Genomic DNA, 12,853 nt, shown 5'->3' on the forward strand with positions numbered 1-12,853 from the left:
AGGATGCCGACACCGAAGGCGCCGCCTCGGATACCGACGTGGCGAGCCTGACCTTTACCGCCGGCAGCGACGCCATCACCTCGATCGGCTTTGGCAATATAGGTGCCGATGACAGCGTCACCGGCATCAGCGTCACCGGCCTGGATGGCGAGCTGATCTGGAGCACCAACAACGCCGGCGAGCTGGAAGGGCGCACCGAGGCCGGCGGTGACGCCGTCCTGACCTTGACCCTGAGTCCGGCGGTTGACGCGAATAATCCGATCGCCGCAGGCGAGGAGCAGGTCGTCACCGTGACCGCGACCCTGGCCGAGAGCCTGGCCCACGCGGTCGACGCCGATAGCCTGTCGATCACCGGCATCAGCGTGGTCGGCACCGACACCGACGGTACCAGCACCGAGGCAAGCGTCTCGGTCAGCGTGGCCGACGATCAGCCGACCATCGAGTTCGTTGAAGCGCCTGCCAGCGTGGTCGAGGGCCAAAGTGTCAATGGCACCTGGACCACCGACGCCGGTGCCGATGGTGCCACCGTCAGCGTGACAGCGGCAGGCGAAACTAAGCCGCTGGGCGATGGCGATAGCGTCAGCTTCGATCTCGCCGAAGGCACCCTGACCGTCACTGGCGACGGCAACTGGACCTTCGAGGCCAAGGACAACCTCGACCAGGACAACAGTCCGTCGATCGACTTCACCATCACCACCGAAGACAGCGATGGCGATACCGCCACCGATAGCCACACCGTCACCATCACCGACGGCACCGGCCCGAGTGTTTCGGTCACCGACAGCGATCCGGCCTCGACCCAGGCTAGCCTGGCACTGGATGACGCCGAGACCGAAGGCGCCGCCTCGGATACCGACGTGGCGAGCCTGACGTTTACCGCCGGCAGCGACGCCATCACCTCGATCGGCTTTGGCAATATAGGTGCCGATCACAGCGTCACCGGCATCAGCGTCACCGGCCTGGATGGCGAGCTGATCTGGAGCACCAACAACGCTGGCGAGCTGGAAGGCCGCACCGAGGCCGGCGGTGACGCTGTCCTGACCTTGACCCTGAGCTCTTCTGGCCCTGTGGCCGCGGGCGAGGAGCAGGTGGTTACCGTGACGGCGACCCTGGCCGAGAGCCTGGCCCACGCGGTCGACGCCGATAGCCTGTCGATCACCGGCATCAGCGTGGTCGGCACCGACACCGACGGCACCAGCACCGAGGCAAGCGTCTCGGTCAGCGTGGCCGACGATCAGCCGACCCTCGAGATCGCCGATACCGCCGAGACCGTGGTCGAAGGTCAGAGTGCCAACGGCACCTGGACCACCGACGCCGGTGCCGATGGCGCCACCGTCAGCGTGACAGCGGCAGGTGAAACCAAGCCGCTGGGCGATGGTGCTACCGATTTCGTCACCTTCGATCTCGCCGAAGGCACGCTAACCGTCACTGGCGACGGCAACTGGACCTTCGAGGCCAAGGACAACCTCGACCAGGCCAACAGTCCGTCGATCGACTTCACCATCACCACCGAAGACAGCGATGGCGATACCGCCACCGATAGCCACACCGTCACCATTACCGACGGCAGCGGCCCGAGCGTTTCGGTCACCGACAGCGATCCGGCCTCGACCCAGGCCAGCCTGGCACTGGATGACGCCGAGACCGAAGGCGCCGCCTCGGATACCGACGTGGCGAGCCTGACCTTTACCGCCGGCAGCGACGCCATCACCTCGATCGGCTTTGGCAATATAGGTGCCGATGACAGCGTCACGGGCATCAGCGTCACCGGCCTGAATGGCGAGCTGAGCTGGAGTGTCAACGACGCCGGTGAGCTGGAAGGGCGTGTGGAGGGTGACGGCAATGCCGTGATCACGCTGACGCTGAGTCCGGCAGTTGACGTGGATAATCCGATCGCTGCCGGCACTCAGCAGGTCGTCACCGTGACGGCGACCCTGGCCGAGAGCCTGGACCATGCGGTCGGCGCCGATAGCCTGTCGATCACCGGCATCAGCGTGGTCGGCACCGATACCGACGGCACCAGCACGACGGCAACCGTGGGTGTGAGCGTGGCTGACGATCAGCCGACCCTCGAGATCGCCGATACCGCCGAGACCGTGGTCGAGGGCCAGAGTGCCAACGGCACCTGGACCACCGACGCCGGTGCCGATGGCGCCACCGTCAGCGTAACGGTGGCGGGCGAGACCAAGCCGCTGGGTGATGCCAGTGATGCAACGGTCAGCTTTACCACCAACGAAGGCACCCTGACCGTCGGCCGCGATGGCTCTTGGACCTTTGAGGCCAAGGACAACCTCGACCAGGACAACAGTCCGTCGATCGACTTCACCATCACCACCGAAGACAGCGATGGCGATACCGCCACCGATAGCCACACCGTCACCATCACCGACGGCACCGGCCCGAGCGTTTCGGTTACCGACAGCGATCCGGCCTCGACCCAGGCCAGCGTGGCACTGGATGATGCCGAGACCGAAGGTACCGCCTCGGATACCGACGTGGCGAGCCTGACCTTTACCGCCGGCAGCGACGCCATCACCTCGATCGGTTTTGGTGACACCGACGGTATTCAGGTCACCGGCCTGAATGGCGAGCTGATCTGGCGCACCAACGACGCCGGTGAGCTGGAAGGGCGTGTGGAGGGTGACGGCAATGCCGTGATCACCTTGGCGCTGAGCTCTTCCGGGCCTGTGGCGGCGGGTGAGAAGCAGGTGGTTACCGTGACGGCGACCCTGGCCGAGAGCCTGGACCATGCGGTCGACGCCGATAGCCTGACCATTAGTGGCATCAGCGTGGTCGGCACCGACACCGACGGTACCAGTACCGAGGCAACCGTCTCGGTCAGCGTGGCCGACGATCAGCCGACCCTCGAGATCGCGGATACCGCCGAGACCGTGGTCGAGGGCCAGAGTGTCAATGGCACCTGGACCACCGACGCCGGTGCCGATGGTGCCACGGTGACCGTGGCCGCTGACGGCGTCGACAAGGTGCTGGGCGATGACGATACCGATAGCGTTAGCTTCAAGCTCGCCGAAGGCACCCTGACCGTCGGTCGCGACGGTACCTGGACCTTTGAGGCCAAGGACAACCTCGACCAGGGCAACAGCCCGTCGATCGACTTCACCATCACCACCGAAGATAGCGATGGCGATACCGCCACCGATAGCCACACCGTCACCATTACCGACGGCACCGGCCCGAGCGTTTCGGTCACCGGCAGCGATCCGGCCTCGACCCAGGCCAGCCTGGCACTGGATGACGCCGAGACCGAAGGCGCCGCCTCGGATACCGACGTGGCGAGCCTGACCTTTACCGCCGGCAGCGACGCCATCACCTCGATCGGCTTTGGCAATATAGGTGCCGATGACAGCGTCACCGGCATCAGCGTCACCGGCCTGAATGGCGAGCTGAGCTGGAGTGTCAACGACGCCGGTGAGCTGGAAGGGCGCACCGAGGCCGGCGGTGACGCCGTCCTGACCCTGACCCTGAGTCCGGCGGTTGACGCGAATAACCCAATCGCCGCGGGCGAGGAGCAGGTCGTCACCGTGACCGCGACCCTGGCCGAGAGCCTGGCCCACGCGGTCGACGCCGATAGCCTGACCATTAGTGGCATCAGCGTGGTCGGCACCGACACCGACGGTACCAGCACCGAGGCAACCGTCTCGGTCAGCGTGGCCGACGATCAGCCGACCATCGAGTTCGTTGAAGCGCCTGCCAGCGTGGTCGAAGGCCAGGAAGTCGAGGGCACCTGGAGCACCGACGCCGGTGCCGATGGCGCCACCGTCAGTGTGACGGTGGCAGGCGAAACCAAGCCGCTGGGCGATGGTGCTACCGATTTCGTCAGCTTCGATCTCGCCGAAGGCACCCTGACCGTCACTGGTGACGGTACCTGGACCTTTGACGCCAACGCCAACCAGGTACAGAACAGCGCCGGCAATCCGTCGATCGACTTCACCATCACCACCGAAGACAGCGATGGCGACACCGCCACCGACAGCCACAGCGTCACCATCACCGACGGCACCGGCCCGAGTGTCAGCATCAAGGAAGGCGACGATGATGCTACTACCGAGGCGCTGGATCTGACGCTGCAGGACGCCGACACCGGAGTCTCTGCGGATCAGGACAGTGGCGTACTGACGTTTAACGCGGGTAGCGACAGCCTGGTGAACTTCGGCTTTGGCAATATCGGTGCCGATGACAGCGTCACCGGCATCAGCGTCCAGGGTCTGGCGGCTGGTGAGTCCTTGGTCTGGAGCGCAAACGACGAGGGTGAACTGGAGGCTCGACTCGCTGGCAGCGACGACCTGGTGCTGACCCTGAGCCTGCAGGCGCCGGCCTCGGTGGCGGCTCAGAACAGTGGCGATGTCAGTGTCACGGCCACGCTCAGCGACAGTCTGCCCCATGAGGTGGCAGCGACGCTGAAGAACTCACTGTCTATCGATGGCGTGAGTGTGGTGGCGAGCCAGGCTGATGGGGATAGTGCGACGGCTACCGTCAAGGTTTCGGTGGTCGATGACGCGCCGGAGGCGGTGAATGATCAGCTCGATGGCGTGCAGTCTTCGCAGGTGATCAGCAAGGGTGCCGATGTTGGTCTGCTGGCCAATGACACCCAGGGCGCCGACGGCGCCACCGTGACCTTCGTCGACGAGTCTTCCCTGCAGGGTTCCCTGACGTGGAACGCCGATGGCAGCTTTGACTATACGGCCAAGGACAACGCCAGCTACACCGAGGTGGTCAACTACACCATCACCGACGCCGACGGTGATACCAGTCAGGCCACCCTGACCATCAATGTCGAAAACGGTACGCCGACGACCCAGCCGACCAACGTGCAGGTCAACGAGGCCGGGCTTGACGAGGGTTCCCAGTCGGCGACCAATTCAGAGCAAGTGAAAGGGCAATTGGTGGCGACCGATGCCCAGGGCGACGACTTGACCTTCAAGGCGGAGACCATCAAGGGCAGCTATGGCGAGATCGACATCCGCGCCGATGGTTCTTTCACCTACACCCTGACTAAACCGGTCAACTCGTCGGATAACCCCGTCGATGACGCCGAGAGCTTTGTCTATACGGTGACCGACAGCCACGGCAATTCTGCCACCGGCACCATTACCGTCGATGTCATCGATGACGTGCCTCAGGCCGTCAATGACACCCCCGCCGCGCTGCAGTCCGGTACCTCGTTGACCACCACAGCGGGCAATGGAATGCTGGCCAATGACGTCCAGGGTGCGGACGGGGCCACGGTCATCTCCGTCGATACCAGCGGGATGCGTGGTCAGCTCAGCTGGAATGCCGACGGCAGCTACACCTACACCGCCGACGCCAACGGCAGTTATGAAGAGGTAGTGAGCTACACCATCAGGGACGCCGACGGTGATACCAGCCAGACCAACATCAAGTTTGTGGTGAACGACGGCTCGCCCACGGCCAATGCCAGCGCGGCTACCGTCAGCGAGGCCGGGCTTGCCACGGGCAGCGATGCCGCCAGCAATAGCGAAGTGGCGGAAGGCCAGCTTCAGGCAAGCGATGCCCAGGGCGACGCACTGAAGTTCACCGCCACGACCCTGCGCGGCAGCTACGGCACTCTGGTCATCGAGGAGAATGGGTCCTACACCTATACCCTCGATACCGCCGTGACCGGCGCCGAGGCGGATAATGGTCAGAACACCCTGAATGGCCAGGACGTGTTCAGCTATACCGTGACCGATGCCCACGGCAATAGCTCGACTGCCAGCATCAGCATCAATATTGTCGATGACGTGCCAACGGCGGTCGATGATGCGGTGAGCACCGCCGAGGACACTGAGGTCACCGTCGACGTACTGGCCAACGACGAGGGCGGAGCCGATGGCGCCACTCTGGTGTCGGCGAGCATGGCGTCGGGCTACGAGAGTGCTGGCAGGGTGACCATCGACAGCGACAGCGGTGAGGTGACCTTCACTCCGGCGGCGGGCTTCGAGGGCGCCGCGGTCATCGACTACACCATCGTCGATGCCGACGGCGACACCAGCAACGCCACCTTGACTGTCAATGTGGCGGCTGACTCCACGCCGGAGGCCGCCAATGGTGTCGCTCGCGTGGACGAAGATGGCCTGTCGGGTGGCAATGCCGGTGGCCCGGGTGATGCGGCCGGTGAGGCGACCGTCGTCACTGGGACGCTTGGCTATTCCTTTGGCAACGATGGGGCAGCGAGCTCAAGTGCCTTTAGCTGGAGTCTTGATGGCCTGCCCACGGTAACGGCCAGTGGCCAGGCGGTGTCCTACACGTTGAGCGACGACGGCCGAACGGTCACGGGGCGTGACGCCTCCAACGCACTGGTGTTGACCGTTGCCCTGACCGGGGTGGCGAACGGCGCCTACAAGGTGACACTGCACCAGCCGCTGGACCATGGTGAGCAGGGCACGGAGGACTCTCTGGCGTTCAATGTCGGCTACACCATCGCCGATTCCGATGGCAGCCCGGCCAGTGGCACCTTGCAGGTGCTGGTCAACGATGACAGCCCGGAGGCCTTCACGGCCGATGCTATCGATCTTGCCGGCGGCCAGACTGGGCAGTTGAACTTTGCGGCTGTCTCCGGAGCCGATGGGGTCAAGGACGTGACCTTTGCCGACCTGCAGGGGCAGGCTGCGACGGATAGCGATGGCAATACGCTGTATTTCAATGGCGAGCCGCTGAGCTACCAGTTGTCTGGCGATGGCCACCAACTTGAGGCGGTGACCGCAGATGGCACCGTCGGCTTCAGCGTAACGCTGGACCCGGCAGGCGACAGCTACAGCATCGAGGTTGCCGCTGGCGAGGTCAGCACTACTCGAGTCGAGCGCGCCGATATTTCGGATCTGAGTCTCGATGGCGTCGTGCGATATCACGGTATTAACTACCAGGACGATGAGGGTGACAACGACGTTCTCTACTCGACGCCCAATGGCGTTGGCATGGTGCCGCTGGACGGCACGCTCGGCGTCTTCGGTGGTGCAAGTCCCGGTATCGAGCTTAACGAGGTCATCCGCATCAGCTTCCTCGACAGCCTGACCTTTTCCGGTACCGGAGAGCCAAGCTGGCAGGGGCATGAAGGGGTGTCCGAAGTAACCCAGACCATCCATGTGGAGGGTGTTGATGCCTCTGCCGTAGTGACGGTAGCTGCTTTCAACTACGCAAGTGATGTTCCGGGTTCTGGATCTCCCAGCCAGACGGTGGACAACGACATTCGTCTTACTGCCGACGACGTCCGCATTCTCGATCAGACCGGCACCGATGTTACCAACGCGGTATCCATCAGCGTCGACGGGGCAGGCCGCCTGATCCTGGATGGCATGAAGGATGGATGGTCGTTTGAACTCAGTCCGGATGGCGGGTTTGAGGGTATCGAGGTGGTGGGCGGTAGCAATACGCCTTTTACCCTGGGTGATATGGACTATCGTCTCGGTGACAGCAGCTCGGGCTTCGATGTTGAGCTTGCCTTGACCGGCACCGATGGTGATGGCGACAGCGTCGCGGGCTCCCTCGTTGTCTCGGGAGCGCCTCCGTCGCAGCTCTTTGTCGGTACCAACGACGGTGATACTCATACCGGGTCTTCCGGTGACGATGTGATCGTTGGTGACAAGGGCGGTATCTACACGGAGATAGAGCCGGCGACCAACTATAACGTCGCGATCATGCTTGATGTCTCCGGAAGCATGAAGTCAGGCAAGGTGGAGGACGGAAGCACACGCATTTCGGTGGCCAAGGAGGCCATCGAAAGACTGATCAACCAGTTGGCCGAGTACGAAGGGGTTGTCAATATTGCGATCATTCCCTTTGCGTTTGATGCCGACCTGGAAGATGTCAACGATCTCGGGCTGAACCCCAATGAGGTTCAGCAACTGATCGACTACGTCAATGATCTTAACGCCACTGGTGCCACCAACTATGAGGTGGCATTCGACGCCACACGTAGCTGGTTCCTCAATCAGGACAATGACTATGAGAATGTCAGCTACTTCGTGACCGATGGCAATCCTACCGTCTATGGGACAAGTACCAGTTCGGGAGGGACCACTAACCAAATAGACGTGACCCGTGCTCTGGAGGCCTACGAAGGTCTGTCCGATATCAGCCAGGTCAAGGCGATCGGCATTGGCAATGGCATCAATGAAGAGTTGTTGAGGCTGTTTGACAACACCAATGTGGTTGAGCAAAGCGACATCCCGGTGGTGTCCGGAGAGGTGGCACTCCAGTATCGCCTGGCGGACTTCGATAGCCCCGATGGCAAGGCGTCTCATCTTCTCGATGACGTCGAAGATTCCTGGACGTACTCCGGGGTCGCGACTGGTAATCTCAGCGAGGCGACTTCCGGCAGGGTGGACTATCTTCGTCTGGAAACGGGGAGCGTACCTGGCGAAGCAGTGGCAACGAGCGATAGTTTTGTCCTCGATGGATTCAGCAACTACGCCCAGATTCAGTTTGTCTATGCCAACTCCACCTACCGTGCCGGTGAGAGTGCGCGCTTTACGCTGCAGCGTCTTGATGGCTCCGGCGACTGGGTCGATGTGGAAACAGAAACGCTTGCCTCAAGCACGTCTAACTGGGCGCTGGAAGGGACTTCCTTGCTCAAGGAGGCCGGGACTTACCGCCTCGAGTTTGGCGTGACCAATGCTGATGTCTTCAATACTGCACTCGCTATTTCCGACATTTACGTCAACCTTGGAACCAGCGAGGCCAAGAAGGGCGAAGTCAATATCGTCAATTCGGCCGATGAGCTGAACGCGGTGCTGGATGGCAGTGATACCTTTACCGGTCTCCAGACGCTGGGAAGTGACACCATCGACGGGACTTCTCGTGATGACCTGATATTCGGGGATACCGTCAATAGTGACCATTTGAGCTGGGTCAATGGCGATACCGGTGAGCGCTTCGATGCCGGTGAGCATGACGGCCTTGGCTACCAGGGCCTCTACGAGTTCCTGACATGGGGGACATCGGATGTGCGCCTGCAGGATGACGGCAGTCTGGCTGAAACCGGTGAGCCGCCTATTGCCGGAAAGCCCTCGGGCGAGGCGCCTGGCAAGGATGAGGTGCTGAACTACATTCGTGATCATTATCGCGAACTCCTGGACACCGAGCGCAAGGATGGCGGTGCCGACACCCTCAAGGGCGGTGACGGTGACGACACCCTGATCGGCGGCGGTGGTAGCGACGCGCTATATGGTGAGGAAGGCGATGACCTGCTGCTCGGCGGTGCCGGCGATGACACCCTGGTCGGAGGACTCGGTGCGGATACCTTCGCCTGGGTGCTGGGTGATGAGGGAGTGGTCGGGGATCCCGCCGACGACGTCATCACCGACTTCCACGTGGCGCCGGCCGGTGTCGACGCCAGCCAGGACCCAGAGGCCGATGTGCTGGATCTCAGCGAGTTGCTGCAAGGCTACGACAAGGACGACGACCAGCAGTCGCTGAATGACTATATCCACGCCGAACAGGAAGGGGATGATATTGTGCTGTACGTCAAGAGTGACGGAAATCTGGCGGACGACAATGGCAACGCTGATCAGGTCATTACCCTGGAAGGCGTGGCCAACGCGGCCCCAAGCCCCGATGATTTCCTGATGCAGTTGCTCAACCAGGGCCAGCTGGATGTGTAGGCAGGCGCTCGGTCCCGTCGTATAGCGCGAAACGGGCAAGGCCCTCGGCGGTAAACGCCGAGGGCTACTGATCAAGGGAAACTTGATATATGCTCGACCAACAAAGATTGCGGAGAACGTGACATGTACGTCCAGCGTGACGGGGAAGGAAAGCTTGTCTGTGTCAGCCGGGAGCCTACAGCGACCTGCGACGAATTCATGGCGCCGGATGATCAGGAGCTATTGTTCTTCCTGTCAGACGGTAATGAGCGCAACGAACAGTCCCAGTTCCATGCCTCCGACCTGGCCTTTGTGCGGGTGCTCGAGGACGTGCTTGATCTGCTGATGGACAAGGGCGTGATCAGCTTCACCGATCTGCCTGACGCGGCGCGCCGCAAGATCATGGACCGCCAGTCATTGCGTCGTCGCTACAATGATGTGGATCTGGTAGGGGACGACGACCCCCTCATCTAAGCGCTGAGCATCTGCACCTCTCAAGTCGCATGCGTCGACCTGGGCAAGACAAAGGGCCACCTTCGGGTGGCCCTTTGTTGTGTACCCTTCATGTCATCGACGCTCACGAGTGCCTGTCGGTTTCCATCCTGGCGGACACGGCGGGGCCGGTGACACCGTCCAGGCCCAGCTCGAACAGGGTGTCGATATCGCGATCCTCGTCGATGCCCTCGGCGATGGCCTGGATCGCCAGCGAATGGCATAGGGTCGCCATGCCCCTGAGAATGGTCTGCTGCTCCGGCCGCTCCGACACGCCACGACACAGGGTGGCGTCGATCTTGATGTAGGACAGCCCAAGATCCTGCAGATCTCCCAACTGGCGGAAGGCCGCACCGACGTGCTCCATGCCCAGATGACAGCCGAAGGGGGCCAGCGACTGGCATAGATATCGGAAGCTCTCGAGATCGCTTCGGGCGATCGACTCCGGCACCTCGATCCACAGGAAGGGAGCCGAGTCCGGGCGGGCGCTGAGTCGTTGCTGCAGGGCGATCACGACATTAGGCTGGGTAATCGCTGCATGGGACAAATTGATGCCAAGCGGCTGCCGGTGGTGATGGATGGTGTCGAGGGCGGCATCGATCACCTTGATATCCAGGCTGTCGTGGAGGCGCAGACGGGCGATCCAGGGCATGAAGACACCCGCCTGACGCCATTCGCCCTTGATGTTGAGGCGTGCTGGGGCCTCGTGATGCAGCAACTGTCCGCGTCGATCCAGCACCGGATACTGCCCCAGCAGGACGCCGTGCTCCATCGCCTCGACCAGCGATGAGCGCCACTCGGCGCGGCTACGGTAGAGCGTCTCCTGTTCCACGTTGTGGCAGGACTCGATCGCCTGTCCAGGACGGCTCTCGGCCAGCGACAGGGCGCCATCCAGTGCGGCCATCAGGGTGGTGCGCTCCTGGCCGTGGTGGTAGACCGCCAGGGCAGCGGGGAGCCGCAGTACCGGTGCGTTCTGTTCGGCCAGGGTCGACAGATTGTCGTTCAGCCGTTCGCGGGCCCAGCTTTCGTCGACGTTGCCGCACAGCATCAGGGCGAAGTCACTGCCGTTGAGGCGACCCACATAGCCTTCGCCATGGGCCTCGGCGATGGCGGTCAGGCGTTGGCAAAGGTCGCTGAGCACGCCGTTGGTGTGCAAGTGGCCGCGGCGTTCGTTGAGCGCGGCCAGGTCGGTGGCACGGATCATCGCCACCACGCCGTAGCTGGATTCACCCTGTTGCTCGAGGCTGTAGTTGAGGCGGTCGATAAAGGCTTCCCGGGTCAAGGCCCCGGTCACCGTGTCATGCAGCAACTGGCGGCGTAGCCGGTCGATCTGCTCGCTCTCGCGCTGGAGCATCTCGCGCACGCTTTTCGACAGCCGGTTCATGGCGTCGGACACTTCGCGCAGTTCCAGCGTACGGGGTAGCGGGGCGACGGTGAAGCGACGCTGGCCGATATCGTTGGCCTGGCGCGTCAGGGTCTTCAGCGGGGTGCGGATCTGGCGTACCAGCAGGTAGGCAATCAGCAGGCTGAGGGCACCTGCTGCCACGAACCAGGCGGCCATGCGCAGGGTGCTCTGCCACAGCGACTGGTAGGCGAAGCCATGTGCGCTTTCGAGCTGCAAGGTACCAAGCTGCTGCCAGCCATCCTGGATGACCGCAGTGCCGGCGGGGACCTCGAAGGCGACCAGCTCACGGAACCAGCCCGGTACGCCAGTCTCTTCGGGGGCTGAAGCAACGCGACGAATGATCGGTCTGCCCTCGGTGTCCAGCAGCTGGATCTTGCGGTAGTGGCCAGTATCGAACTGCGCCGAGATCAAAAGCTCCAGCGTCACTTCATCCTTGTCAGGCATCTGGCTCATGCTCAGCGCCAGGGCATTGGCGTTGTCCGCGTTCTTGATCAGTATTTCCTGTTCGATGTAGGCGCGGCTGCCCGATACGGCCACCACCAGACTGCCGATCAGGGCAATCAGCAGGATGGCAATGATGGCGAGCCAGAGTTGTTTGATCAACGACATGGCGGCGTCTCTAGATGAAGGATTGGCATGATGTCACTGGATTCCCTGTTGGCGCATGCGATCCAGCGCGTTTCGCCAGCGCGACAGGCGCGCCAGGGGATCCGCCCGTGATTGGGTGGTGCCACCCGCCCACAGGCCACTGCTGTTGAAGCTGAACAGCGGGTCCAGATCGGTGCGCAGGCTGGCACGGGAAATGCCGGCGGCAATGTTGTCGAGAATCAGGGGCTCGGCGCCTGGCGTCTCGTAGTAGCCGAGCACCATATGGGCCTGGGTGATCTGGCTACGTCCCAGTCGAGCACGCACATAGATCATGCGCAACTTGCTGATGGGAATGCCGAGCTCCTTGAGGGTCACGTACTTGGCGATGGAGTAGTCCTCGCAGTCGCCTGCGCCGCGTCCCAGCGATTCGATGGGAGTAGCCCAGTAGTCGCTCTGGCGCCAGATGGTGCGATCCTCGAGCCACTGCATCTTGCGATTGAAGAAGTCGTTGACGTCGCGCAGCTGAGTACGAAGGTCGGCGCCTCTCAGGCGATCGATCAGGTTGAGCCATTCGTCCAGGGCTCTTACCCCCTGACTTCCGTACTCGGCGCTCATGGCCGCGCGCATTCGCGCATGGTCGAGCGTCGCGTCCACCGGTGCGGGTGCCAGCACCAGGAAGGCGCCCAACAGGCTCGCAGACCCCCAGGCGAGCCAGGAAGGGGGGCGGCGGCGAGACGGGCGAGACAAGACGGCATCTGGGCTCATGGCG

Annotated in this window: 4 protein-coding genes; 2 read left to right on the forward strand and 2 right to left on the reverse strand. The window is 62.6% G+C overall.

Annotated elements, in window-relative coordinates:
• Nucleotides 1-38 precede the first annotated feature (38 nt).
• Together EBB56_RS14145 and EBB56_RS14150 are read left to right on the forward strand one after the other, a co-directional pair.
• On the forward strand, nucleotides 39-9,620 hold the full coding sequence (locus EBB56_RS14145) for an Ig-like domain-containing protein (protein WP_221621193.1): 9,582 nt from the start codon (nucleotides 39-41) through the stop codon (nucleotides 9,618-9,620).
• A gap of 123 nt (nucleotides 9,621-9,743) precedes the next feature.
• Nucleotides 9,744-10,073 (forward strand): hypothetical protein, encoded by a 330-nt coding sequence (locus tag EBB56_RS14150; RefSeq protein ID WP_045994806.1) that lies wholly within the window; start codon nucleotides 9,744-9,746, stop codon nucleotides 10,071-10,073.
• A gap of 103 nt (nucleotides 10,074-10,176) precedes the next feature.
• Here EBB56_RS14150 and EBB56_RS14155 read toward each other — a convergent pair whose 3' ends face one another.
• Complete coding sequence (locus tag EBB56_RS14155) at nucleotides 10,177-12,105, reverse strand: LapD/MoxY N-terminal periplasmic domain-containing protein (protein WP_045994807.1); 1,929 nt, start codon at nucleotides 12,103-12,105, stop codon at nucleotides 10,177-10,179.
• A 33-nt stretch (nucleotides 12,106-12,138) separates the two neighbouring features.
• Nucleotides 12,139-12,849, reverse strand: a complete 711-nt coding sequence (locus EBB56_RS14160) for a transglutaminase-like cysteine peptidase (protein ID WP_045994808.1) — start codon at nucleotides 12,847-12,849, stop codon at nucleotides 12,139-12,141.
• Between the last annotated feature and the right edge of the window lie 4 nt (nucleotides 12,850-12,853).

Source organism: Halomonas sp. YLB-10, from assembly GCF_003856855.1.
Taxonomy (GTDB): Bacteria; Pseudomonadota; Gammaproteobacteria; order Pseudomonadales; family Halomonadaceae; genus Halomonas; species Halomonas litopenaei.

Coding starts and splice junctions, on each gene's coding strand:
- EBB56_RS14150 (WP_045994806.1), top strand. CDS start 9,744: ATGTACGTCCAGCGTGACGGGGAAGGAAAGCTTGTCTGTGTCAGCCGG.
- EBB56_RS14155 (WP_045994807.1), bottom strand. CDS start 12,105: ATGTCGTTGATCAAACAACTCTGGCTCGCCATCATTGCCATCCTGCTG.
- EBB56_RS14160 (WP_045994808.1), bottom strand. CDS start 12,849: ATGAGCCCAGATGCCGTCTTGTCTCGCCCGTCTCGCCGCCGCCCCCCT.